23 protein-coding genes and 1 riboswitch are annotated in these 24680 nt (G+C 73.4%); of the genes, 12 read left to right on the top strand and 11 right to left on the bottom strand.

All coding sequences use genetic code 11. From position 1 onward, the window contains the following. Positions 1–5 precede the first annotated feature (5 nt). Genes ACZ7HQ_RS05625 through ACZ7HQ_RS05610 form a run of 4 tightly spaced genes read right to left on the bottom strand, consistent with a single transcriptional unit; the run spans position 6 to position 1698 of the window. On the bottom strand, positions 6–620 hold the full coding sequence (locus tag ACZ7HQ_RS05625; RefSeq protein ID WP_470985011.1) for a DUF6286 domain-containing protein: 615 nt from the start codon (positions 618–620) through the stop codon (positions 6–8). Then, positions 620–985 (bottom strand): Asp23/Gls24 family envelope stress response protein, encoded by a 366-nt coding sequence (locus ACZ7HQ_RS05620; RefSeq protein ID WP_470985009.1) that lies wholly within the window; start codon positions 983–985, stop codon positions 620–622. The genes ACZ7HQ_RS05625 and ACZ7HQ_RS05620 overlap by 1 nt, the downstream gene beginning before the upstream one ends. Further along, positions 982–1176, bottom strand: coding sequence for a hypothetical protein (locus ACZ7HQ_RS05615; protein ID WP_470985007.1), 195 nt, complete (start codon positions 1174–1176; stop codon positions 982–984). Before ACZ7HQ_RS05615 ends, ACZ7HQ_RS05620 begins: the two co-directional genes overlap by 4 nt. A 48-nt stretch (positions 1177–1224) precedes the next feature. Further along, on the bottom strand, positions 1225–1698 hold the full coding sequence (locus ACZ7HQ_RS05610; RefSeq protein ID WP_470985005.1) for an Asp23/Gls24 family envelope stress response protein: 474 nt from the start codon (positions 1696–1698) through the stop codon (positions 1225–1227). Positions 1699–1798: 100 nt separating this feature from the next. Between ACZ7HQ_RS05610 and ACZ7HQ_RS05605 the strand changes: the two genes are divergently transcribed. Further along, positions 1799–2518: a nucleopolyhedrovirus P10 family protein gene (locus tag ACZ7HQ_RS05605; protein WP_470985003.1), complete on the top strand. Its 720-nt coding sequence runs from the start codon at positions 1799–1801 to the stop codon at positions 2516–2518. A 34-nt stretch (positions 2519–2552) separates the two neighbouring features. Here ACZ7HQ_RS05605 and ACZ7HQ_RS05600 read toward each other — a convergent pair whose 3' ends face one another. The 4 genes from ACZ7HQ_RS05600 to ACZ7HQ_RS05585 form a co-directional block, all read right to left on the bottom strand. Continuing rightward, positions 2553–3356: an enoyl-CoA hydratase/isomerase family protein gene (locus ACZ7HQ_RS05600; RefSeq protein ID WP_470985002.1), complete on the bottom strand. Its 804-nt coding sequence runs from the start codon at positions 3354–3356 to the stop codon at positions 2553–2555. Between the two features lie 137 nt (positions 3357–3493). After that, positions 3494–3715, bottom strand: a complete 222-nt coding sequence (locus ACZ7HQ_RS05595; RefSeq protein WP_004002281.1) for a helix-turn-helix domain-containing protein — start codon at positions 3713–3715, stop codon at positions 3494–3496. Between the two features lie 323 nt (positions 3716–4038). Continuing rightward, complete coding sequence (gene abc-f, locus ACZ7HQ_RS05590; protein ID WP_470985000.1) at positions 4039–5637, bottom strand: ribosomal protection-like ABC-F family protein; 1599 nt, start codon at positions 5635–5637, stop codon at positions 4039–4041. 118 nt (positions 5638–5755) lie between these two features. Continuing rightward, positions 5756–6439, bottom strand: coding sequence for a hypothetical protein (locus ACZ7HQ_RS05585; protein ID WP_470984999.1), 684 nt, complete (start codon positions 6437–6439; stop codon positions 5756–5758). A gap of 228 nt (positions 6440–6667) precedes the next feature. Here ACZ7HQ_RS05585 and ACZ7HQ_RS05580 point away from each other — a divergent pair, with 228 nt between their 5' ends. Continuing rightward, positions 6668–7081, top strand: a complete 414-nt coding sequence (locus ACZ7HQ_RS05580) for a VOC family protein (RefSeq protein ID WP_470984996.1) — start codon at positions 6668–6670, stop codon at positions 7079–7081. 13 nt (positions 7082–7094) lie between these two features. Here ACZ7HQ_RS05580 and ACZ7HQ_RS05575 read toward each other — a convergent pair whose 3' ends face one another. The 3 genes from ACZ7HQ_RS05575 to ACZ7HQ_RS05565 form a co-directional block, all read right to left on the bottom strand. Then, a complete protein-coding gene (locus ACZ7HQ_RS05575; RefSeq protein WP_470984994.1) occupies positions 7095–8543 on the bottom strand; it encodes a hypothetical protein in 1449 nt (482 codons plus the stop codon). A gap of 334 nt (positions 8544–8877) precedes the next feature. Continuing rightward, a complete protein-coding gene (locus ACZ7HQ_RS05570; protein WP_470984992.1) occupies positions 8878–10005 on the bottom strand; it encodes an alpha/beta hydrolase in 1128 nt (375 codons plus the stop codon). Positions 10006–10150: 145 nt separating this feature from the next. After that, complete coding sequence (locus ACZ7HQ_RS05565; protein ID WP_470984990.1) at positions 10151–10813, bottom strand: class II aldolase/adducin family protein; 663 nt, start codon at positions 10811–10813, stop codon at positions 10151–10153. Positions 10814–11002: 189 nt separating this feature from the next. On the opposite strand from ACZ7HQ_RS05565, the gene ACZ7HQ_RS05560 reads away from it, so the two are divergent. The 10 genes from ACZ7HQ_RS05560 (at position 11003) to cobI (ending at position 24576) form a co-directional block, all read left to right on the top strand. Then, the gene (locus ACZ7HQ_RS05560; RefSeq protein ID WP_470984989.1) at positions 11003–11758 is read left to right on the top strand and encodes a lysozyme; all 756 of its coding nucleotides are present in this window, start codon (positions 11003–11005) and stop codon (positions 11756–11758) included. A gap of 143 nt (positions 11759–11901) precedes the next feature. Continuing rightward, positions 11902–13149: an inorganic phosphate transporter gene (locus tag ACZ7HQ_RS05555; RefSeq protein ID WP_470984987.1), complete on the top strand. Its 1248-nt coding sequence runs from the start codon at positions 11902–11904 to the stop codon at positions 13147–13149. A gap of 34 nt (positions 13150–13183) precedes the next feature. Further along, the gene (locus tag ACZ7HQ_RS05550; RefSeq protein ID WP_470984985.1) at positions 13184–13411 is read left to right on the top strand and encodes a hypothetical protein; all 228 of its coding nucleotides are present in this window, start codon (positions 13184–13186) and stop codon (positions 13409–13411) included. A 139-nt stretch (positions 13412–13550) separates the two neighbouring features. Further along, positions 13551–13691: riboswitch (cobalamin riboswitch) on the top strand. Positions 13692–13797: 106 nt separating this feature from the next. After that, positions 13798–14742, top strand: coding sequence for a cobalamin biosynthesis protein (locus ACZ7HQ_RS05545; RefSeq protein WP_470984982.1), 945 nt, complete (start codon positions 13798–13800; stop codon positions 14740–14742). Further along, complete coding sequence (locus tag ACZ7HQ_RS05540) at positions 14739–16247, top strand: cobyric acid synthase (RefSeq protein WP_470984979.1); 1509 nt, start codon at positions 14739–14741, stop codon at positions 16245–16247. Before ACZ7HQ_RS05545 ends, ACZ7HQ_RS05540 begins: the two co-directional genes overlap by 4 nt. Further along, positions 16244–19897 carry a cobaltochelatase subunit CobN gene (cobN, locus tag ACZ7HQ_RS05535; protein ID WP_470984977.1) on the top strand — a complete coding sequence of 1218 codons (3654 nt, stop codon included), beginning with the start codon at positions 16244–16246 and terminating at the stop codon, positions 19895–19897. The genes ACZ7HQ_RS05540 and cobN overlap by 4 nt, the downstream gene beginning before the upstream one ends. Beyond that, complete coding sequence (locus tag ACZ7HQ_RS05530) at positions 19894–21906, top strand: putative cobaltochelatase (protein WP_470984974.1); 2013 nt, start codon at positions 19894–19896, stop codon at positions 21904–21906. The genes cobN and ACZ7HQ_RS05530 overlap by 4 nt, the downstream gene beginning before the upstream one ends. Continuing rightward, entirely contained in the window at positions 21906–22505 is a 600-nt protein-coding gene (cobO, locus tag ACZ7HQ_RS05525) for a cob(I)yrinic acid a,c-diamide adenosyltransferase (RefSeq protein ID WP_470984972.1), read from the top strand. Before ACZ7HQ_RS05530 ends, cobO begins: the two co-directional genes overlap by 1 nt. Next, positions 22499–23848, top strand: coding sequence for a cobyrinate a,c-diamide synthase (locus tag ACZ7HQ_RS05520; protein ID WP_470984970.1), 1350 nt, complete (start codon positions 22499–22501; stop codon positions 23846–23848). Before cobO ends, ACZ7HQ_RS05520 begins: the two co-directional genes overlap by 7 nt. Next, positions 23845–24576 (top strand): precorrin-2 C(20)-methyltransferase, encoded by a 732-nt coding sequence (cobI, locus tag ACZ7HQ_RS05515; protein ID WP_470984968.1) that lies wholly within the window; start codon positions 23845–23847, stop codon positions 24574–24576. The genes ACZ7HQ_RS05520 and cobI overlap by 4 nt, the downstream gene beginning before the upstream one ends. Positions 24577–24680 lie beyond the last annotated feature (104 nt).

Raw genomic sequence — 24680 nt, 5'->3', positions numbered from 1 at the left:
CGCGGTCACCCCTTCCGTCCGGGCCGGCTCACCCGCACGGACAGCGTGGGCGGCCGGGTCAGGCCGAGGCCCCGGATCGCGTCCGTGAGCACGGTGACCAGATCGGCGTGTACCTCGTCCAGGTCGCGGAAGTGCGAGACGGCACGGACGTCGGCCTTCGTACGGCGTACCCGCACCCGGACCGAGCGGACCCCGGACACGTCCATGGCCCGGTCGCGCAGCAGGAGCGCCGCCGCGTCGCGCCGGTGCGCGGCCCGGACGTCGGGGTGCGGGCGCCGCATGGGCAGGAGGTCACGCAGGCCGGGAGTGACCGCGAGGACGATCAGCCAGAGCCCGAGGGCGGCGACGACGGCCGCGCCGGTCAGCACCCAGGTGTCGTCCAGGGGGCGTTCGGCCAGTTGCCGGGCCAGCGCCCGGCGCCAGTGCATCGCGGGGTGGTGCACGCGTACGGCGGCGATGTCGTAGAGCAGGAGGCCGGCCCCGGCCAGCAGCAGGACCGCGACGACGGCCGCCGGGACACGGCGCGGCGACCAGAAGCGGCCGCTGCCCCCGGCGGCGGTGGCCGGAGTGGCGCCGGCGTCCTTGTCGAGGGTCGGGGTGGTCGTCCGGGACTCGCTCATCACGCCCTCCCGTGCGGTGCCGGGTGCAGCCGTTCGACCTGGACGGCGACCTCGGGCACCGCCAGGCCCACCCAGGCGCATACCCGCTCGGCGACATGGCGACGCACGGCGGCGCAGTGGGCGCCGATGTCGCAGGGGTAGCCGAGTTCGAGGTGCACACGCAGGCGGGCCGTCCCCTGGTGCACGACGACCGTGGCGTGCGGGGCGGCCGCGTCGGCGGGCAACGGCGGCAGCGCCTCGCGGGCGGCCTGCGCGGCGGTCTTCGCCACGACCCGGTCGGCGATCCGGGTGGCGCCGCGCTCGCCCGGCGGCACGAGGGCCGACGCCGGGCGCACCACCCCGGTCCCGGCGGTCACCCCGGTCACCGCCGCCGGTCGCGCCGGTCGCCACGGGTGCGGAAGAACTCACCCGGTTCCAGGTCGCCGTCGGCGAACCGGCCGAGGACGAACCCGATCGCACCCAGCGCCGCCACCAGCAGGAAGGCGGCGAAGCCGCCGAAGTACCCGGCGAAGCCCAGCGCCATTCCAGCGATCATGCCGATCACTGCCATGCTCATGCGGCGCTCCTCAGCTCGTCGGGTGTGCCGTGTCGGGTCGCCGGCGCGTCACTGGATGCGGGGCGGCTCCGGCTCCTCGTCCTCTTCGTCGGGCAGTTTGACGTCGCTGACCGCGATGTTGACCTCGACCACCTCGAGTCCGGTCATGCGTTCCACTGCTGCGATCACGTTCTCCCGTACGGCACGGGCGACATCGGCGATCGAGACGCCGTAGTCCACGACGATCTCCAGGTCCAGCGCCGTCTGCACCTCGCCGACCTCGGCCTTCACACCCCGCGTCACCGATTTGGAGCCGCCGGGCACCCGGTCGCGCACGGCGCCGAAGGTGCGGGCCAGGCCACTGCCCATGGCATGCACGCCGACCACGTCCCGGGCCGCGAGACCCGCGATCTTCTCCACGACGCCGTCGGCGATGGTCGTCCGTCCGCGCGCCGCCGGGTCGCCGCCACCGCGCCGGGTGGCCTTACGGGTCGTCACCTGCGGCTCGTGGTCGCCCTCGGGGGTCGTCGTCATGTCGGTCATCGCCGTACGTCCCTTTCGGTCGTCGTCCCCTCCGATCGTCCTGCGACCACCGTATGCAAGGTTCCCGGGTCGCGCGCCGGTGATACGGCAGGCTGGTGGAATGACGGCGCAGCGATGGGCACGGGGCGTGCGGCACCAGGTCGGACCGGGCCGGCTGCTGCCGCTGGGCGGGCCACGCGACGGGGCCTGGATCGCGGAGGGCGCGGCCGGGGCGGTACTGGAACGTGCGATGGCGGCGGTGCCCGGGGTGCGGCTGGGCGCGCTGCGGATCACGCTCGCCGACCCGGAGGAGGTGTGCGAGCCCGTCGTACCGGCACCGCCGGGCGCCCTGCCGCCGGGCGCGCTGCGGCTGACGGCGGACTTCGCCGCGATGGCCACCGGACCGCTGCCGGCGGTCGCGTCCCGGGTGCGGCTGGCGCTGGCCACGGCCGCGACGGAGCGGCTCGGGCTCGCGGTGACGGAGGTGGACCTGCGGGTGACCGGCCTGCTGGAGACGGAGGAGCCGGCCCCTGAGGTGCGTACGCCGCGGCCGGTGCCCGCGCGGGAGGCCACGGACCCGGACGAGGCCCGGGTGGCCCAGGCCGCGCTGGGCGTGCCCGGGGTGAACGGCCTGACGGGGTCGCTGGGCGGTCTCGGCCGGCCGGTGCATCTGGAGCGGCGCACGGCCGACTCGGCACTGCCGCACCGGCACGTGCGCGTGGAGCTGTCGACGAGCACGGACCACCGGGCCGTGGACGTGGCCCGGCGGGTCCGCGAGGTCGTACGTGCCACGCTGGAGGACCGGCCGACGGTGGCGGTGTTGATCACCGCGGTCGGTTAGCCGGTCGGCGCGAGGCTCCTCGGCGGCGACGGGTTCACTCGCCGGCGCCGGCGAGGTCCCTGAGCCGGCGTGCCTGGGCGGCACGCTCCGCCGCACGCTGCTCGTCGTAGGTACGGTCAGCGGCGCCACGGAGCAGCGCCTTGGTCTCCACGACGGCATCGCGCGGTGCCGCCAGCAGCGCCGCGGCCAAGTCCCGCACCGCGTCGTCCAGTTGACCGCCGGGCACGGCGACGCTGGCCAGCCCGGACGCCACCGCCTCCTCCGCCCCGACGAACCGCCCGGTCGCGCAGATCTCGAGCGCGCGGGCGTACCCGACGAGACCGACCAGCGGGTGCGTGCCGGTCAGGTCGGGTACGAGGCCGAGGCTGGTCTCGCGCATGGCGAACTGCACGTCGTCCGCGACGACCCGCAGATCGCACGCGAGCGCGAGCTGGAAACCGGCCCCGATGGCGTGCCCTTGGACGGCGGCGATGGACACGATGTCGTTCCGCCGCCACCAGGTGAACGCCTCCTGGAACTCGGCGATGGTCGCGTCGAGCCCGGCGTCGTCACGGCGCGCGAGTTCGATGAAGGTCGGCTCGCCCGGGATCCCCTCCGGGGTGAACATCTGCCGGTCCAGCCCGGCGGAGAAGGACCTGCCCTCGCCGCGCAGCACGACGACACGGACGGAACCCGGCAACAGCCGCCCGGCCTCGGTGAGCGCCCGCCACAGGGCGGGGCTCTGCGCGTTGCGCCTGGCCGGGTTGGTCAGCGTCACCGTGGCGAGCGCGTCGTCGACGGTGAGCCGTACGCCGTCCTTGTCGAGTACAGGAGCGAGGTCCTGGTCGGGCGAAGCCATGGGGCGCCTCCGATGGGTGCGGTCATCATGGGATGCCGTACGACGTGCACGACATGCTAAGTGACTGCACAGTAACCACCCGGCCGGTCAGATCGCCGACCGGGTGGCCACCATCGAAGCCGGTGGGCCGCCCGGAGTCAGGACGATGCGGCCTTCTTGCCCCGGGTCGCTCCGCCACGCCCACGGAGCGTGACGCCCGACTCGCTGAGCATCCGGTGTACGAAGCCATACGAGCGGCCGGTCTCTTCGGCCAGCGCCCGGATGCTCGCACCGGAGTCGTACTTCTTCTTCAGGTCTGCCGCGAGCTTGTCGCGCGCGGCGCCGGTCACCCGGCTGCCCTTCTTCAGAGTCTCGGCCACCCGTGCCTCCTCATGGGAAGTGCGCTCTGGTCTCCTCATGATCACCCCTCTCGGGCGTGATGGCCACCCATTCGGCAAGGTCCGTGAGACATCGTTGTGACGACAGGAGTCGATCCCCACAAGCGGAATCAAGGATTCCAAGGAGTGGTGTCGACACAGCCGAACGGGTGGATTCACGAAGTGCCAGGTCAGCGACGCGAGACGGCCGACCCCTTGGCCCGCAAGGGATCGGCCGGAAAATCCGTGTACGACACACCCCGATACGAGGAGATCTCACACAGATGATGGATCACCGATGGGCCGAATGATCCATACGCAGTTGATCACGCGAGCGCGACGAGATCGGCGTAGTCGGAGCCCCACAGGTCCTCGACGCCGTCGGGGAGCAGGATGATCCGCTCGGGCTGGAGCGCCTCGACGGCGCCCTCGTCGTGGGTGACGAGGACGACCGCGCCCTTGTAGGTGCGCAGCGCACCGAGGATCTCCTCGCGGCTGGCGGGGTCGAGGTTGTTGGTGGGCTCGTCGAGGAGGAGCACGTTGGCCGACGAGACGACCAGGGTCGCCAGGGCGAGCCGGGTCTTCTCACCGCCCGAGAGGACACCGGCCGGCTTGTCGACGTCGTCGCCGGAGAACAGGAACGAGCCCAGCACCTTGCGCACCTCGACCAGGTCCATGTCGGGGGCGGCCGAGCGCATGTTCTCCAGGACCGTGCGGTCGGCGTCCAGGGTCTCGTGCTCCTGGGCGTAGTAGCCGAGCTTGAGACCGTGACCGGGCACGACCGCGCCGGTGTCGGGCTGCTCCACCCCGCCGAGCAGCCGCAGCAGGGTGGTCTTGCCGGCGCCGTTGAGGCCGAGGATGACGACCCTCGAACCCTTGTCGATGGCCAGGTCGACGTCGGTGAAGATCTCCAGCGAGCCGTACGACTTCGACAGGCCCTCGGCCATCAGCGGGGTCTTGCCGCAGGGCGCGGGCTCCGGGAAACGGAGCTTGGCGACCTTGTCGGACTGGCGGACCGCATCCAGGCCGGAGAGCAGCTTGTCGGCGCGGCGGGCCATGTTCTGCGCGGCGACCGTCTTGGTGGCCTTGGCGCGCATCTTGTCGGCCTGGGCGTTGAGGGCGGCGGCCTTCTTCTCGGCGTTGGCGCGTTCACGCTTGCGGCGCTTCTCGTCGGCCTCGCGCTGCTGCTGGTAGAGCTTCCAGCCCATGTTGTAGACGTCGATCTGGGCGCGGTTCGCGTCCAGGTAGAACACCTTGTTGACGACCGTGTCCACCAGGTCGACGTCGTGGGAGATCACGATGAAGCCGCCGCGGTAGGTCTTCAGGTAGTCCCGCAGCCAGGTGATCGAGTCCGCGTCGAGGTGGTTCGTCGGCTCGTCGAGGAGCAGGGTGTCCGCGTCCGAGAACAGGATCCGGGCCAGCTCGATACGGCGTCGCTGGCCACCGGAGAGCGTGTGCAGCGGCTGGCCGAGCACGCGGTCGGGCAGGTTCAGCGCGGCGGCGATGGTGGCGGCCTCGGCCTCGGCGGCGTACCCGCCCTTGGTGAGGAACTCCGTCTCCTGGCGCTCGTACTGCTTGAGGGCCTTCTCGCGGGTGCCGCCCTTGCCGGTCGCGATGCGCTCCTCGTTCTCGCGCATCTTGCGGATCAGTACGTCCAGGCCGCGCGCGGACAGGATGCGGTCACGGGCGAGCACGTCCAGGTCGCCGGTGCGGGGGTCCTGCGGGAGGTAGCCGACCTCGCCGGAGCGGGTGATCTGGCCGGCGGCGGGGATGCCCTCGCCCGCGAGGCACTTGGTGAGGGTGGTCTTGCCGGCGCCGTTGCGGCCGACGAGGCCGATGCGGTCGCCCTTGGCGACACGGAAGCTGGCGTTCTCGATGAGGACGCGCGCACCGGCGCGCAGCTCGATACCGGAGGCGGAGATCAAGGACAGACTCCAGGGCGTACAGGGGTTGGCGGGTGGGCGGCTGAGGACGTTCCCGCCGTCTAATGCGCGAGGAGAATGGCCATGGGCCAAGTCTAACGGGGCCGTGCAAGCGGTTTTTCTACGTCCGCGCGTTCGGAGTCCGCAGCGGAAGATCGTTGCCCAGGGGCGTGCGGTCCGGGGTGATCCGCCCGAGGTCGTCGAGGGCCACGAGCTGTCCGGTCCAGGAGCCCCGCGCACAGGGCTGGGCGATCAGCAGGACCACGCTGCGCCGTACGGCGCCCTCGGGCCGGAACGCGCAGCTTGCGGGGGCGGGCAGCACCCAGCGCAGATCACCGTCGGCGAGGCGGTACGCGGAGACGCGGTGCGGGGTGACGACGCCGAGGATGCCGTGCCCGAGGGAGCGCAGGACGCCGGTGCCGCCCTGGGCGGGGAGCCACTCGGCCGCGTCGGGCAGCGCGCGGTGCCAGCGCACCGAGCGGCCGTCGGCGCCGGTGAGCAGCCCGTCCTCCCACAGCACGACCGCCTGCCCGCGCTCGGTCAGCACGGCGACCGGCCGATGCCCCACGCGCGCGTACCGCCAGCGTGGCACACCGGTGCGGGTGTCATAGGCGACCACCGCGGCTCCCCGCGCCCGGGACGTCCACGCTCCGGTGCCCGGCTCCCGCTCCCCGGGCACGGCCGGCGCGAAACGGTCCCCGTACGGGGCCGGCCGCACGTGACGGGCGACGCCGAGCAGGGCGACGGCGAGGAGAAGCCCGCAGAGGACGCAGAGCACGTGGGGTGGAGGGGGAACACGGCGCACGCACGGTCCCCCTTCGGTGTCCTCGGCCGCGGATCAGGCGCAGAGCGTAGTCACGGGCGGCCGGCGGGGCCCGGTGCCGGGGCGGGCCCGGACGGGAAGTCGCCCGTTCGGGTGTTCGGGGGCGGCTCGGGGGGAGGGGGCGGCGCGGGCCTTCGCCGGGGCGTTGTCAGAGGCGGCTGCAAGACTGGACGAGGCGCCATGGACCCGACGCATGAAGGAGTGATCGGCATGGCAGGTACGGGCGGCGGACGGCCGAGTCTCTACCCCACACTGCTGTACGCGGACGCCAAGGCGGCGATACGGCAGCTCACCGAGGCCCTCGGCTTCACCGAGCTGTCGGTGTACGAGACGCAGGACGGCAAGGTGATGCACGCCGAGCTGGTCCAGGGCAACGGCGCGGTGATGATCGGCTCCAAGGGCTGCGGCGGCCTGTTCGACACGGCGATGAAGGACGCGGGCCCCGCCGGGGTGTACGTCGTCGTGGACGACGTGGATGCCCACCACCAGCGGGCCCTGGAGCACGGCGTGGAGATCCTGATGCCCCCGACCGACCAGGACTACGGTTCGCGGGACTACATGGCGCGCGACGCCGAGGGCAACATCTGGAGCTTCGGGACGTACGCCCCGGAGCTCGGCGTCTGACCTCCGGGCCGGCTCACCCTCCGGTGTGGACCTGGAACGCGGCCCGGCGCACGGCCTTGGCGAGGGCCGGGTCGGGGTGGGCGGCGGCGAGGGCGACCAGGACCTGAACGGTGCGCGGGTGGCCGACGGCGCGGACCTCGTCGAGCAGCTGGGGGACCGTGGGCTGCACCGCGGACTCCAGATGCCGGACCAGCATCGGCGCCTCGCCGTGGTCGGCGACGGCCGCCGCGGTGTCCACCCACAGCCAGGTCGCCTCCTCACGGGTCAGCACCTCGTGCGCGTCCTCCGGGTCGATCCCGTCGTGCTCGGCGAGCCACAGCAGGGCGTACGGCCGGACGGCGGGCTCGTCCACGACGGCGCGTACGTCGGGCTCGGCCGGGGCGCCGACGACGCGCAGCGCCTCGAAGGCCAGGCCGCGCAGCAGGGCGTCCTCGCCGCGCGAGGCGCTGATCAGCTCGGTGACGGCGCTGCCGACGGGGCGGGCGGCGAGCCAGGCGCGGTACTCGGCGCGGGCGGCGTTGGGGCGCAGCTGGGCGCAGCCGCGGAGCATGTCCTCGGCGGACTGCTCGATGTTGCCGGCCGGGCTCTGCGCGGCCACGCAGATCTGCTCCAGTTTGACCCACACCGCCCAGCTGCCCAGCGGCGTGAGGGTGGCCTGGCCGTCGCCGTAGGTCAGCGCGCCCACGGAGGCGAGCGCCCGCAGCGCCCAGTCGAGGAGCGGGGCGAGCGGGGCGTCGACCGGCTGCCCGGCTCCGGCCACGTCCGGCTGTCCCGGGCCGGTCGCGGTCGGCTGGGCGAGGGCGACCCCAGCGGGCTCTCCCGGACCGGGTTCGGTCAGCTGCCGCGCCCCCGGCACGGTCGGCTGCGCAGCCCCGGAGCCAACCGGCTGTCCCGCGTCAGGGTCGGCCGGCTGTCGTGCACCCGGCACGGTCGGGTGCATGGGGCCGGAGCCGTCGGGGTGCTCGGGGCTTGGCCCGTAGGGAACCTCGCAGCGCTCGGTGCGTAGTTCGGTGACCCGCTGCTGGAGCAGGTCGAGCAGTTGCTCGACCGGGACGGGACCGGCGGACAGCTGCAGGAAGGACAGCACCTGAGGCATGGCCGAGACGACCTCGGCGACGGCGGCCGGCTCGTACTCCTCGGGTTCCGGGGAGGCGAGCGACCAGGCGTCGAAGAGGGCGACCCAGCCGCGCAGCACGGCGCTCTCGTCACGGTCCCAGGCACGCAGCCGCCAGCCGGGGCGCGCGCTGTCGCCGTGCACCTCGACGAGTCCGGCGAGGCGTGCGGTGTCCCAGTCGGCGCGGACCTGAGCGGCGCTCAGGCCCAGGTCGGCGGCGGCCCGTTCGGCGGTGGCGGCGGAGAGCGTGGCCTTGCCGTCGGCGGTGGCGCCGTCACTGCCGGGGCCGAGTGCGGCGTCGGCCCAGCGGGCCACGCGGACCGGGCCGGCCAGCCCGGTGCGTGCCATTCTCGCCAGTTCGGCGGGGGCGGGGGTGCCCTCCGGCGGCCGGGGTGCGGGGCGGCGCGGGCGCCGCTGGTTCACAGCTCTGGGGGCGGCGGCCAGGGGTCGCGGTCGGACGAGTCGGAGCCTGGAGTCGCGCGGGATACGGGACGTCACGGGTGCAGTCTTCCGGTTGACGGTCCGAAAACCCAAACGGAATGTCACGGGGGGCGACGGGGCTGGCCAAGGCACGGGGTCGGGTGTGGGACGAGGAGGGGTGATCAAGCCAGTCGTACACCCTTAAACGGAATGCCCGGCACCGGGGCGGCCCGGGGGCCCCGCGTCCCGGCGGCCGGGCGCCTCACATCAACGGGGTCAGGAAGCGGCGCAGCCGCTCCTCGTACTCCTTGGGGTCGGCGTTCCACATCGCCGCGTGCGGGGCCTGCGCCACGGTGTGCAGGGCGACCAGCTCGGGGTTGCGGTGGGCGAGCCGGCGGGAGAACTCCCAGGGGGCCACCCGGTCGTCGGGGCCGTGGAAGATCAGGGTCGGTACGGCGAGCCGGTCGGGGCCGGTGATCTCGGCGACCCGGTCGGCGTGCAGGCCGGCCCGGCCCTGTGCGGCCCGCACGGCGAGCGGCAGCAGCGGCTGCGGGGTGTGGCGGGCCTGGGCGAGGGCGCGCAGTGTGGCCTCCCAGCTGAGCACCGGCGAGTCGAGGACCAGTCCGGCGATGCGCTCGCGCACCGCGGAGTGCTCGGCGGCGCGCAGGGCCATGGTGGCGCCGGTGGACCAGCCGAGCAGGACGACCCGGCGGGCGCCGTAGCGGACGGCGTAGCGGATCGCCGCGTCCAGGTCCCGCCACTCGGTCTCGCCGAGGTGGTTCAGGCCGTCCGGCGGGCGCGGGGCGCCGAGGTCACCCCGGTAGGCCAGGGCGAGGACCGGGAGCCGGCGGCCGTGCAGGAAGCCCATGAGGTTCATGGCCTGTTCGCGGGTGGCGCCCAGGCCGTGTACGGCGATCACCCAGGTGTCCCGGTGGCCGGGCACGAACCAGGCGGGCAGCTCGCCGAGTTCGCCGGGCACGTCGATGTCCGCGTGGTCGAGGCCGAGGGCGGCGGAGGGATTGCCGACGTACAGGTTCGGGGTGAGCCACACCGCGTCGCCGGGGGCGAACGTGCCGTGCGTGACGCGTTCCAGGCGGCGTACGACGGTGTCGGCCGCGTGCTGGGCCGCCTCCAGGACGGGTCCGACGACCGCGTGGGAGCCGTCGCCGGCGAGGCCGTAGGTGCCGGGGCGCAGCGCGGCCAGGTCGCGGGTGAGCATGATCTGGCCGGCGGCCGTGCCGTGCACGGTGAGGCGGGGCTCGGTGGGCAGCGGACGGCCCGCGGGCGCCTTCAGGGCGGCGTCACTGGCGAGCCGGCCGGCGGCCACGGACGCCGCGCCGGCGGCCAGGACGGCGGTGACCGCGGTGGCGGTCGCTCTGACGGGGCGCACGCGTCCAGTGTCCAGGGGGTTGCCGTCACCGGCCAGCCGGAGGGCGGGGCCGGGTGAGGAGCCTCGGGGTGCGGCGGGGGCCGGGGTGAAGAGGCGGGCGAGACGTGCGAGGAAGGGTGGGAGCGAAGGGTTGGGCGGCACTGGGTCACCTCCGTTGGCCGTACCCCTTCAAGCGTTCCCCGACCTCGGCGAGTTGTGCCTCGGTGAGCAAGGACGGGGTCAGACCCGGTGCCGAGGACGCCGTCAGCCACAGCCGGCACATCCACTCCAGCTGGGCGGTGCGGTCGTAGGCCTGGTCGAGGGTCGCGCCGTAGGTGATCGTGCCGTGGTTCTGCAGGAGGCAGCCGGAGCGGCCGGCCAGGGCGCGGAGCATGTTCCGGGCCAGCTCGTCGGTGCCGTACGTTGCGTAGGGGGCGACGCGGACGGGGCCGCCGAGGGCTGCGGCCATGTAGTGGACCAGCGGCAGCTCGGGCACGAGCGTGGAGACCGCCGTTGCGTGCACGGCGTGGGTGTGGACGACCGCGCGGGCGTCGGTGGTGCGGTAGACGGCGAGGTGCATGGGCAGCTCGCTGGTCGGCGCCAGTGTGCCCAGCACCTGGCGTCCGGTGAGGTCGACGCCGGTGATGTCGTCCGGGGTGAGCCGGTCGTAGGGCACGCCCGAGGGGGTGACCAGCACCAGGTCGCCGGCGCGCGCCGAGACGTTCCCCGAGGTGCCGACCACCAGCCCGTCGGCTACGGTCCGCCGCGCCGTCGCGACCAGTTCCGCCCAGATCCGTTCCTGTTCCGCGTCCCGCCGCTGTTCAGCCATGCCGCGATCCTGCCAGCCGCACCCGCGGGCAGGGGGCGGGCGGTGGCTTCCGGCCGGAAGTGCGCACACCCATCCGGGTGGAAATGATCGGGAATCACCCCGTGTGGGCGCCGATTCGGTGATCGCCGAGCCTTCAATGGTCTGCCTTGTCCGCCGGACGAGACCTCGTCCGCCGACCCGGGGAGACACATGGCCCGTGAACGCACTCGCCTCCGTCGCCGCGCCGGTGTCCTCGTGGCGGCCACGGTGGCGCTCGCCCTCGCGGGCACCGCGCCCGCCGCGGCGGGGCCTCCGCCGCCGGCCGCCCCGGGCAAGCCCCGCGGACACGACGTCTCGTCCCATCAGAAGCGCGTGAACTGGCCGGCCGCCCGGTCCAAGGGCGCGCGGTTCGTCTACGTCAAGGCGACCGAGTCCACCACCTACCGCAACCCCTACTTCTCCCAGCAGTACGACGGGGCGCGCAGGGCGGGCCTGATCCGGGGCGCGTACCACTTCGCCCTGCCGGACAAGTCCTCCGGCGCCCAGCAGGCCGCGTTCTTCGTGCGGCACGGCGGCGACTGGCGGGCGGACGGCTGGACCCTGCCGCCGGCGCTCGACATCGAGTACAACCCGTACAACAAGAAGCACAAGTGCTACGGGCTGGGCAAGAAGCGGATGGTCCGCTGGATCCGGTCCTTCAGCAACGAGGTCAAGCGGAAGACCGGCCGCCGCCCCGTGATCTACACGACGGCCCAGTGGTGGAAGCTGTGCACCGGCAACAGCCACGCGTTCTCCAGCAACCCCCTGTGGATCGCCCGCCACGGCACCTCGCGTCCGGGGAAGCTGCCCGGTGGATGGCAGTACTGGACGATCTGGCAGTACGGCAGCAAGGGCCGGCTGCCGGGTGACCAGAATCTCTTCAACGGCCCCAAGAGCCGGCTGCGGACCCTCGCGCGGGGCCGGTAGCCAAGGGACGCCTGGGTCGCGGGAGCGAAACGGAACGGCACCCACTCCCTCCGGACACCGCCACGCCCGCCTCAGTTCATCTTCCGTTCACCCAGGTTGCCTACGTTCATCCAGCCAATGACCTCGAACGATTGCCTGGGTAAATGGAAAGCTTCTCGCTGATCCTCGCGATTGTGGTGGTAACCGCACTCGCGTTTGATTTCACGAACGGTTTCCACGACACCGCCAACGCGATGGCCACCACCATCTCGACAGGCGCCCTGAAGCCCAAGATCGCGGTGGTCATGTCCGCCGCTCTCAATCTGGTGGGCGCCTTCCTCTCCGTGGAGGTCGCGAACACGATCTCCAAGGGTCTCGTCGACGAGACCGGCATCCGTCCCGAGGTCATCTTCGCCGCCCTGGTCGGCGCGATCCTCTGGAACCTCGTGACCTGGCTGATGGGCCTGCCCTCCAGCTCCTCGCACGCCCTGATGGGCGGCCTGGTCGGCGCCACCGTCGCCTCCGCCGGCTTCGGTGCCGTGCACGGCGACGTGCTGGTCACCAAGGTGCTGCTTCCGGCGGTGGCCGCTCCGGTCGTGGCGGGCCTCGCGTCGATGCTCGCCACCCGTTTCTCCTACGGCATCGGCGGCAAGGCCGAGGGCGAGGCCACCCGCAAGGGCTACCGCGCCGGCCAGATCGCCTCGGCCGGACTGGTCTCCCTCGCCCACGGCACCAACGACGCCCAGAAGACGATGGGCATCATCACCCTCGCGCTGATCGCGGGCGGTGCCATCGCCCCGGGGTCCAACCCTCCCACCTGGGTCATCCTCTCCGCCGGCCTGGCCATCGCGCTCGGCACCTACATCGGCGGCTGGCGCATCATCCGCACCATGGGCACGGGCCTGACCGAGCTGGAGCCGCGCCAGGGCTTCGCCGCCCAGACCAGCGCCGCGACCGCCATCCTGGCCTCCTCCCACCTCGGCTTCTCCCTCTCCACCACGCACGTCGTCTCCGGCTCCGTGATGGGCGCGGGCCTCGGCCGCAAGGGCGGCGTCGTCCGCTGGTCCACCGCGACCCGCATGGCCGTCGCCTGGGTGCTCACGCTGCCGGCCGCCGCGCTGGTCGGCGCGGGCGCCGAGTCCGTCACCGACCTCGGTGACTGGGGCACCGCCGCCGTCGCCGTCTTCCTCGTCGCCGCGAGCGCCGCGATCTGGAAGATCTCCCGCCGCGAGGTCGTCGACCACACCAACGTCGTCACCGACACCGAGGAGCCGGCCGGCGTGGTGACCACCGCCATCGCCGCGGTGACCCCGCCCCCGGCGGGCACGATCGTCGAGGACCTGACGGCGACGATCGCCTCCCCGGCCGCAGCCGAGCCCGCGACTCCGGCCGCGCCGCCGGCCACCGTCTGACCCGGTCACCCCGGTTACTGAAGGAAGCATCCCCATGAAGATCGACTGGGCGGCCCTCGGCTCCGTCTTCGGCGTCAGCCTCGCCTTCACGGTGGGCCTGGTGGCCCTGTTCACCCTCGGCATCAACGGTCTGGCCCGGCGCGAGAAGGCCGCGGCCCAGGGCGGCTCCGCCGGCCTCGCCGTCACGGGCGCCTACGTCTGCTTCGCCGCGTGCGCGGCGGCGGTGGGGTACGGCATCTACCTGATCGTCGCCAAGGCCTGACCAAGCGCCAGGAACCAGGCGGTACCAAGGCTCCCCTCCGTCCGTTGCGGAAGGGAGCCTTCGCCGTACCCAGGGGCCACGGGCGCCACGGTGTGGGGATCGGCACACTCTCCCCGCGCAGGTCAACGGCAAGTTGACGGCCGTTCCGGGCGCGTGGTGGACTGCCCAGGCCATGTACGGCGACAGGAGAGGAAGCCGGTGTGAATCCGGCGCGGTCCCGCCACTGTCACCGGGGAAGAACCCCCGGGAGCCAGGAACTCTCACCGCCGACTCTCGTCGAACCAGGGCGCGGATACCCTGAGTGAGGACACGGATCGCCATGCTCGGCTGCCGAAGGACAAGGACCCGCACCAGGCCCGCTCCTGTACCCACGGCCGGCTGAGCCCATGGGTGCCGATCGCACTTACGCGTACGGCGCCGCCGCCGGCCTTCTCGGTGACCTCCTCCTCGGCGATCCGCGCCGCGGGCATCCGGTCGCCGTGTTCGGGCGAGCGGCCGCTGCCGTGGACCGCGCGTTGTGGCACGACCACCGTGGCTGGGGCGCCCTGCACACCGTCGTGTGCGCCGGAGGCGCCGTCGCACTCGGCACGGCGGCCGCACGCGCCGTACGCCGCTCCCCCACCGCCTCCCTCGCGCTGACCGCCGCCGCCACCTGGTCGGTCGTCGGCGGTACGTCACTCGCCCGCGAGGCCCGCGCCGTCGGACGCGCCCTCGAACGCGGGGACGTCGCGGCGGCACGGGCGCGGCTGCCGCACCTGTGCGGCCGGGACCCGCAGGCGCTGGACGCCGACGGGATCGCCCGGGCCGTGGTCGAGTCGGTCGCCGAGAACACCTCCGACGCCGTCGTGGGCGCCCTGGTGTGGGGGGCGGTGGCCGGGGTGCCGGGGCTGCTGGGCTTCCGGGCCGTCAACACCCTGGACGCGATGGTCGGTCACAAGTCCCCCCGCTACCGGCGCTACGGCTGGGCCTCCGCCCGGCTGGACGACCTCGCCGGCTGGCCGGGGGCCCGGCTGACCGCCGTACTCGCCGCCGCGGCCGGGGCCGACCCCCGAGGCGCCCTGCGCGCCTGGAAGGCCGACGCCCGCAGGCACCCGAGCCCCAACGCCGGGCCCGTCGAGGCGTCGTTCGCGGGGGCGCTGGGGGTGCGGCTGGGCGGCACGCTGTCGTACGGCGGCCGGGTCGAGCACCGCCCCGTGCTCAACGGCAGGGCCGGACGCGCCGTCCAGGTCACCGACATCGACCGGGCCGTACGGCTCTCCCGCCGCGTCGGCCTGCTCGCGCTCGGCGTCACCCTCGCCGCGCGCCGACTCGTGAAGGGACGTGGCAAGTGAGCGGGGGTCTCCTCGTCGCCGGCACCACCTCCGACGCCGGAAAGAGCGTCGTGACGGCCGGGATCTGCCGGTGGCTGGTGCGCCAGGGTGTGAAGGTCGCGCCGTTCAAGGCGCAGAACATGTCGCTCAACTCCTTCGTGACCCGTGAGGGCGCGGAGATCGGGCGGGCGCAGGCCATGCAGGCCCAGGCGTGCCGGATCGAGCCGACGGCGCTGATGAACCCGGTGCTGCTCAAGCCGGGCGGCGAACAGAGCAGCCAGGTGGTGCTGCTGGGCAGGCCGGTGGGCGAGCTGAGCGCGCGCGGCTACCACGGGGGGCGCCAGCAGAAGCTCCTGGGCACGGTGCTGGACTGTCTGGCCGAGTTGCGGGGCACGTATGACGCGGTGATCTGTGAGGGTGCGGGCAGCCCGGCCGAGATCAATCTGCGCCGGACCGACATCGTGAACATGGGGATCGCACGGAACGCGCGGCTGCCCGTGCTGGTGGTGGGGGACATCGACCGCGGGGGCGTCTTCGCGTCCTTCTTCGGGACCCTCGCCCTGCTCTCGCCCGAGGACCAGGAACTGGTCGCCGGGTTCCTGGTGAACAAGTTCCGGGGGGATGTCAGCCTGCTGGAGCCCGGGCTGGACATGCTCCAGGGCCTGACCGGGCGGCGGACGTACGGCGTGCTGCCGTTCCGGCACGGGCTGGGCATCGACGAGGAGGACGGACTGCGGGTGTCGCTGCGCGGCACGGTCCGCGAGTCCGCCGTGACCCCGCCCCTGGGTGCGGACGTGCTGCGCGTCGCCGTGTGCGCGATCCCGCTGATGTCCAACTTCACGGACGTGGACGCGCTGGCCGCCGAACCGGGGGTCGTGGTGCGGTTCGTGGACCGCCCGGAGGAGCTGGCCGACGCGGACCTGGTCGTCGTCCCGGGCACGCGCGGGACCGTACGGGCCCTTCAGTGGCTGCGCGAGCGCGGGCTGGCCGACGCGCTGGTAGGGCGGGCCGCCGAAGGACGCCCCGTCCTCGGCATCTGCGGCGGCTTCCAGATCCTCGGCGGGCACATCGAGGACGAGGTCGAGTCGCGGGCCGGCGCGGTCGACGGGCTCGGTGTGCTGCCCGTGCGGGTGCGGTTCGCCCGTGAGAAGACCCTGACCCGGCCGGTCGGGGAAGCCCTCGGCGAGCCGGTCGAGGGGTACGAGATCCACCACGGCGTGGCCACGATCGAGGGCGGGGAGGCCTTCCTCGACGGCTGCCGGGTCGGCCGGACGTGGGGCACGCACTGGCACGGTTCGCTGGAGTCGGACGGCTTCCGGCGGGCCTTTCTGCGCGAGGTGGCCGCCGCCGCGGGCCGCCGCTTCGTGCCGGCGCCGGACACCTCCTTCGCCGCGCTGCGCGAGGAGCAGCTCGACCGGCTCGGCGACCTGATCGAACAGCACGCGGACACGGACGCGCTGTGGCGGCTCATCGAGTCGGGCGCGCCGCAAGGACTGCCTTTCATTCCACCGGGAGCGCCCGCATGAGCACAGTGTTGTTGTTGTCGACCGCCGACACGGATCTGCTGGCGGCCCGGGCCTCCGGCGCGGACTACCGGATCGGCAACCCGACCCGGGTGGACGTCGGGCAGGAGCTGCCGGAGCTGCTCGACGGCGCGGACCTGGCCGTCGTACGGCTGCTGGGCGGCAAGCGGGCCTGGGAGGAGGGGCTGGCCGCGCTGAGGGCGGCCGGGATCCCGACCGTGCTGCTGGGCGGCGAGGCCGTCCCCGACGCAGAGCTGATGGCCGAGTCGTCGGTGCCGGCCGGTGTGGTGGCGGAGGCGCTGAAGTACCTGGTCGAGGGCGGTCCCGCGAACCTGCTGGAGCTGTCCCGGTTCCTGTCGGACACCGTGCTGCTGACCGGCGAGGGCTTCGAGGAGCCGCGGAAGATGCCGGAGTACGGCGTCCACGGCTCGTACGAGGTCCGGGGCGGCCGGCCGACGGTGGGCGTGCTCTTCTACCGGGCGCACGAACTGAGCGGCAACACCGCCTTCGTGGACACCCTGTGCGCGGCGATCGAGGCGAAGGGCGCGAACGCCCTGCCCGTGTACTGCGGTTCGCTGCGCGGCGCGGACGCCGGGCTGTACGAGCTGCTGGCGAAGGCCGACGCGCTGGTCGCCACGGTGCTCGCGGCCGGCGGCACGCACGCCTCACAGGCCTCGGCGGGCGGCGACGAGGAGGCCTGGGACATCGGCGCGCTCGCGGATCTGGACATCCCGGTGCTGCAGGGGCTCTGCCTCACCTCCTCGCGGGCCGCGTGGGAGGAGTCGAATGCCGCCCTGTCCCCCATGGACGCGGCGATGCAGGTCGCGATCCCGGAGTTCGACGGCCGGCTGATCACCGTGCCGTTCTCGTTCAAGGAGCAGGGACCGGACGGGGTCCCGGTGTACCTCGCCGACCCGGAACGGGCCGCGCGGGTGGCCGGGATCGCCCTGCGCCACGCCCGGTTGAAGCACAGGCCGAACGCCGAGAAGAAGGTCGCGCTGGTCTTCACGGCGTACCCGACCAAGCACTCCCGGGTCGGCAACGCCGTCGGTCTGGACACGCCCGCCTCGGCGGTGCGGGTGCTGGACGCGCTCCGCGACGCCGGGTACGCGCTCACCGACTACCCCGCCGGTGGCGACGAGCTGATCCACCGGCTGATCGAGGCCGGCGGCCACGACGTGGAGTGGCTCACGGAGGAGCAGCTGGCGGCGGCGCCCGCGCGCGTGCCGCTGGCCGACTACCGGGCCTGGTTCGAGAAGCTGGACCCGGAGCTGCGGGACGCGATGACCGAGGCGTGGGGCGAGCCGCCGGGCGGTCTGTACGTCGACGGCGAGGACATCGTGCTCGCCTCCCTGCAGTTCGGGAACGTCGTCGTGATGATCCAGCCGCCGCGCGGCTTCGGCGAGAACCCGATCGCGATCTACCACGATCCCGACATGCCGCCCTCGCACCACTACATGGCGGCCTACCGGTGGCTGGAGAACTCGTTCGGCGCGGACGCGATCGTGCACATGGGCAAGCACGGCACGATGGAGTGGCTGCCGGGCAAGGGGCTGGGTCTGTCGCGCGGATGCGCTCCGGACGCCGTCCTCGGTGACCTCCCCCTCGTCTACCCGTTCATCGTCAACGACCCCGGTGAGGGCACCCAGGCCAAGCGGCGCGGGCACGCCACGGTGGTCGACCACCTGGTGCCGCCGATGGCCCGCGCCGACACCTACGGCGACCTGGCCAAGCTGGAGCAGCTGCTGGACGAGTACGCGCTCGTCTCCGACCTGGACCCGGTGAAGGCCCCGGCCGTCCGCGCCCAGATCTGGACCCTCGTCAAGGCCGCCGAGCTGCACCACGACCTGCATGTGGCCGAGCAGCCGGACGACGACGAGTTCGACGAGTTCGTCATGCACATCGACGGCTACCTGTGTGAGATCAAGGACGTGCAGATCCGCGACGGTCTGCACATCCTGGGCGGCGGCCCGGTCGGCGAGCCCCGTGTGAACCTGGTGCTGGCCGTGCTGCGGGCGTCCCAGGTGTGGGGTGGACAGGCGAACGCGCTGCCGGGGCTCAGGGCCTCCTTCGCCGCCCATTTCGGGCTCATCGAGAAGGAGTTGCTCGCGGAGCCGGGCGCGCCGGTGAAGGTGCCGGCGGAGCTGACGGACCTGGTCGAGGGTCCGGCGCGGACGGCCTCCGACGCCATCGACCTGCTGGAGCAGCTGTGCCGGCGGGCCGCGGAGGCGATGGAGGCGCGGGGCTGGGACCGCAGCGTCGTCCCCGCCGTTCTGCGCGGTGTGCTCGGCACCGAACTTCCCGAGGGCGTGGCCGTGCTGGAGTTCGCCTGTGACGAGGTCGTGCCGCGGCTCGCGCGGACCACGGACGAGATCGGGCACATCCTGCGGGCCCTGAACGGCGGTTACGTCCCGGCGGGTCCGTCCGGCTCCCCGACCCGCGGCCTGGTGAACGTCCTGCCGACCGGCCGGAACTTCTACTCCGTCGACCCCAAGGCGATTCCGTCCCGGCTGAGCTGGGAGGTCGGGCAGTCGCTGGCCGACTCGCTCGTGCAGAGGTACCTGCAGGACACCGGCGCGTACCCGAAGTCCGTGGGCCTCACGGTGTGGGGCACGTCCGCGATGCGCACCCAGGGCGACGACATCGCCGAGATCCTGGCGCTGCTGGGCTGCCGTCCGGTGTGGGACGACGCCTCGCGCCGGGTCACCGGCTTCGAGGTGGTCCCGCTGCAGGAGCTGGGGCGGCCGCGCATCGACGTCACGGTCCGTATCTCCGGGTTCTTCCGGGACGCGTTCCCGCACGTGGTCGGGCTGATCGACGACGCGGTGCGGGCGGTGGCGGAGCTGGAGGAGCCGGCGGCCTCCAACTACGTGCGGGCACACGCCGACGAGGACACCGCCGCACACGGTGACCGGCGGCGCGCCACCGCCCGTGTCTTCGGCTCGAAGCCGGGCGCGTACGGCGCCGGTCTGCTGCCGCTGATCGACGCCCGGAACTGGCGCAGCGACGCGGATCTGGCCGAGGTGTACGCGGTCTGGGGCGGCTACGCCTACGGGCGCGGGCTGGACGGACGGCCGGCGCGCGGGGACATGGAGACCGCGTTCAAGCGGATCGCCGTCGCCGCGAAGAACGTCGACACGCGGGAACACGACCTGGTCGACGCCGACGACTACTTCCAGTACCACGGCGGCATGGTCGCCATGGTCCGGCACCTGACCGGCGCCAACCCCGAGGCGTACGTGGGTGACTCCGCCGTACCGGACCAGGTGAGGACCCGCACGCTGGGCGAGGAGACCCACCGCGTCTTCCGGGCCCGGGTGGTCAACCCGCGCTGGATGGCGGCCATGCGGCGGCACGGCTACAAGGGCGCCTTCGAGATGGCGGCCACCGTGGACTACCTGTTCGGCTACGACGCCACGGCCGGCGTGGTCGACGACTGGATGTACGAGAAGCTCAGCGCGGAGTACGTCTTCGACCCGGAGAACCGGGACTTCATGAAGAAGTCCAACCCGTGGGCGCTGCGCGGCATCACGGAACGGCTGCTGGAGGCGGCGGACCGGGGCCTGTGGGCCGAGCCGGACGCGGACACGCTGGAGCGGCTGCGTGCCACCTACCTGGAGCTGGAAGGCGACTTGGAGGGCGACGACCAGTGACAACTCCCTTTCCTTTCACGGCCGTTGTCGGCCAGGACGACCTGCGGCTCGCGCTGCTGCTGAACGCCGTGTCCCCGGCGGTCGGCGGTGTGCTGGTGCGCGGCGAGAAGGGCACGGCCAAGTCGACGGCCGTACGCGCCCTCTCGGCGCTGCTGCCTCAGGTCGCCGTGGTGCCCGGCTGCCGCTTCTCGTGCGATCCGGCGGCACCGGACCCGTCGTGCCCCGACGGCCCGCACGAGCCGGGGCCGGGCGCGCACCGGCCCGCGCGGATGGTCGAGCTGCCCGTCGGCGCCTCCGAGGACCGGCTGGTCGGCGCCCTGGACATCGAGCGGGCGCTCGCCGAGGGCGTGAAGGCGTTCGAGCCGGGCCTGCTGGCCGACGCGCACCGCGGGATCCTGTACGTCGATGAGGTCAACCTCCTCCACGACCACCTGGTCGACCTGCTGCTGGACGCGGCGGCGATGGGCGCCTCGTACGTGGAGCGCGAGGGTGTCTCGGTGCGGCACGCCTCGAAGTTCCTGCTCGTCGGCACCATGAACCCCGAAGAGGGCGAGCTGCGGCCGCAGTTGCTGGACCGGTTCGGACTGACCGTGGAGGTCGCGGCCTCCCGGGAACCGGACCAGCGGGTCGAGGTGGTGCGGCGCCGGCTGGCGTACGACGACGACCCGGCCGGTTTCGCCGCGCGGTGGGCCGAGGAGGAGGCCTCCGTGCGCGGCCGGATCGTGGCGGCGCGGGAGTTGCTGCCGCAGGTGCGGCTGGGCGACGGCGCCCTGCGGCAGATCGCGGCGACCTGCGCGGCCTTCGAGGTGGACGGCATGCGGGCCGACATCGTGATGGCGCGTACGGCGACCGCGCTGGCCGCCTGGGCGGGGCGGACGGACGTGCTGGCCGAGGACGTACGGCAGGCGGCGCTGCTGGCGCTGCCGCACCGCCGGCGCCGCAATCCCTTCGACGCGCCGGGGCTGGACGAGGACAAGCTGGACGAGACGCTGGAACAGTTCTCGGGGGACGGCTCCGAGGGTGACGAGGATCCCGATCCCGACGGTCCCGGCGGCGGCGGTGGGCAGCCGGCGCCCGACGCCGGGCCGCAGGGCGACGCGGACGGCTCCGCGCGGCCCGAGACCGGCGAGGGCGGGGAACCGCAGGCGTCCGGCGCGCGGGAGCAGTCGGCCGTGGGAGCCGCCGAGCCGTTCAGGACCAAGGTGCTGAGCGTGCCCGGGATCGGTGAGGGTGCCGCGGGCCGTCGGTCGCGGGCGCGCACCGAGCACGGGCGGACGACCGGCGCCCGGCGGCCCCGGGGCGCGCTGACCAAGCTGCACCTGGCCGCCACCGTGCAGGCCGCCGCTCCGCACCAGCGGGCGCGCGGACGGTCCGGACCGGGGCTGGTGGTCCGCCGGGACGATCTGCGGCAGGCGACCCGGGAGGGCCGCGAGGGCAACCTCGTGCTGTTCGTCGTGGACGCCTCCGGGTCGATGGCGGCGCGGCAGCGGATGAGCGCCGTGAAGGGGGCCGTGCTGTCGCTGCTGCTGGACGCCTACCAGCGGCGCGACAAGGTGGGGCTGGTGACGTTCCGGGGGGCGGGCGCCGATGTCGCCCTGCCGCCGACCTCGTCGGTCGACGCGGCCGCGGCGCGGCTGGAGTCGCTGCCGACCGGTGGCCGTACCCCGCTGGCCGCCGGGCTGCTCAAGGCGCACGAGGTGCTGCGCGTGGAGCGGCTGCGGGATCCGGCGCGGCGGGCGCTCGTGGTCGTGGTGACCGACGGGCGGGCCACCGGCGGCCCCGAGCCGGTCGCGCTCGCCGGGCGTGCGGCGCGGCTGTTCGCGGCCGAGGGCGTCGCCTCGGTGGTCGTGGACTGCGAGTCGGGTCCGGTGCGGCTCGGGCTCGCCGAGCAGCTCGCGGGTGAGCTGGGCGGTACGGCTGTGACGCTGGACGAGCTGCGGGCCGACTCGATCGCCGGGCTGGTCAGGGATGTGCAGGGGACGTACGGGACGTCGAGGAGGGCCGCGTAATGCCGCAGGGACAGCCGAGTGTCGTACCGGACGACGGTCTGACGACCCGCCAGCGCCGCAACCGTCCGCTGGTCGTCGTGCACACGGGCGTCGGCAAGGGCAAGTCGACCGCCGCGTTCGGGCTCGCGCTGCGCGCCTGGAACCAGGGGTGGCCGATCGGAGTGTTCCAGTTCGTCAAGTCGGCGAAGTGGAAGGTCGGCGAGGAGAACGCGCTGCGGGTGCTGGGCGACAGCGGCGAAGGCGGTTCGGTCGCCTGGCACAAGATGGGTGAGGGCTGGTCGTGGGTGCAGCGCGATCAGCAGATGGACAACGAGGAGAAGGCCCGGGAGGGCTGGGAGCAGGTCAAGCGGGACCTGGCCGCCGAGACGTACCGGCTCTACGTGCTGGACGAGTTCGCCTACCCGATGCACTGGGGATGGGTGGACACCGATGAGGTCGTGGAGGTGCTGCGGAACCGGCCGGGCACCCAGCACGTGGTGATCACCGGCCGGAACGCACCCGGGAAGCTGGTGGAGTTCGCGGATCTCGTGACCGACATGTCCAAGGTCAAGCACCCCATGGACGCGGGGCAGAAGGGCCAGAAGGGCATCGAGTGGTGACGTCCGTTCCCCGGCTGGTCATCGCCGCGCCGTCGTCCGGCAGCGGCAAGACCACCGTCGCCACGGGGCTGATGGCCGCGTTCGCCGCGCGGGGGCTCGCCGTGTCCCCGCACAAGGTCGGACCGGACTACATCGACCCCGGGTACCACACGCTCGCGACCGGGCGGCCGGGGCGCAACCTGGACGCGTACCTGTGCGGGCCGCAGCTGGTCGCTCCGCTGTTCCTGCACGGGGCACGAGGGTGCGACCTCGCCGTGGTCGAGGGTGTGATGGGGCTGTACGACGGTGCGGCCGGGGAGGGTGAACTGGCGTCCACCGCGCATGTCGCCAAGCTGCTGCGGGCGCCGGTGGTGCTGGTGGTCGACGCGTCGTCGCAGTCGCGGTCGGTGGCGGCACTGGTGCACGGGTTCGCTTCCTGGGACCCGGAGGTGCGGGTCGGGGGCGTGATCCTGAACAAGGTGGGCTCCGACCGGCACGAGGAGCTGCTGCGAGAGGCGTTGGACCAGGCAGGGGTGCCGGTGCTGGGGGTGCTGCGGAGAGTCCCCCAGGTGGACACCCCGTCGCGGCACCTCGGGCTCGTGCCGGTCGCCGAGCGTCGCGACGACGCCGTGAACGCGGTGACGGCCATGGCCGCACAGGTCGAGCGAGGGTGCGATCTCGAGGCTCTGCTGGGACTGGCCCGGAGCGCGGGAGCGTTGTCCTGTGCCCCTTGGGAAGCTCCCGTCGCCCCCACGGAGCAGCCTGCGGTGGTCGCCGTCGCCGGTGGGCCCGCTTTCACCTTCTCGTACGCCGAGCACACCGAGCTGCTCAGCGCCGCCGGTGCCGAAGTCGTCCCCTTCGACCCGCTGCGGGACGAGCAACTGCCCGAGAACACCGCCGGGTTGGTCATCGGGGGTGGTTTCCCCGAGGTGTACGCCGCCGAGCTGTCCGCCAACAAGCGCCTGCGCGAGGCCGTCGCCGAACTCGCCCTGAGCGGCGCGCCCGTGGCCGCCGAGTGTGCCGGGCTGCTGTACCTCTGCCGGGAGCTGGACGGGCGGCCCATGTGCGGCGTGCTGGATGCCACGGCGCGGATGACCGAACGGCTCACCCTCGGCTACCGGGACGCCGTGGCCGTCGGTGACAGTGTGCTTGCCGCTGCCGGGACCCGGCTGCGGGGGCACGAGTTCCATCGCACGGTCGTCGAGCCGGGCGCCGGTGACGCTCCCGCCTGGGGCGTACGGGCGCCCGTCCGGCGGGTCGAAGGTTTCGTACAGCAGGGCGTGCACGCGAGTTATCTGCACACGCACTGGGCGTCCGAGCCCGGTGTCGCCCGTCGGTTCGTGGAGAGGTGCCGGACGTCATGAGCAGCAGGCTGGTCGGAGTCGGGGTCGGTCCCGGTGATCCGGAGCTGGTGACCGTCAAGGGGGTCAACGCCCTGCGGGCCGCCGAGGTCGTCGTCGTACCCGTCATGGACACCGGGGAGCGCGGTCGGGCCGAGGCGACCGTTCTGCACTACGTGCCCGAGGACAAGGTCGTCCGGGTGGTGTTCGCGCTGAACGAGCGGACGGACCGGGCGCGCCGTGAGGCGGCCTGGGACGCGGCGGGCGAGCGGGTCGCCCGGCTTCTCGGGACGCACGGTTGCGTCGCCTTCGCCACCATCGGCGATCCGAACGTGTACTCCACGTTCACGTATCTCGCGCAGACCATCGTGGAGCTGGTGCCGGACGTGGTCGTGGAGACCGTGCCGGGGATCACCGCCATGCAGGACTTGGCGGCGAGGTCCGGTGCCGTACTGACCGAGGGCACCGAGCCGCTGACCCTCGTGCCGGTCACCGCCGGGTCCACCGTGCTCAAGGAGGCCCTGGCCGGGCCGGGGACCGTCGTCGCCTACAAGTTCGGCAGGCAGGCCGCCGAGGTCGCCGAGGCGCTGCGGGAGACCGGGCGGCTCGGGAACGCCGTGTGGGGTTCGGCGCTCGGGCTGCCGGAGGAGTCGGTACGGCCGGCCGCCGAACTGGACGGGGCGCCGCTGCCGTACCTGTCGACCCTGATCGCACCACCACGCCGGGACACCGGCCGGGGCGGGAAACTGTGAGGGGGCCGGGGCGCGATGCCTGGCGGCGGCCGGGGCGGGATGCCGTGCGGCGGCCGGGGCGGGAAATGGTATGGCAGGCGGTTGGGGGAGCCGCCGGGGAAAGC

It is taken from the genome of Streptomyces sp. NPDC037290 (genome assembly GCF_055603245.1).
Note: the sequence above shows the minus strand (reverse complement) of the source record. Positions and strands in the feature narration are given on the sequence as shown.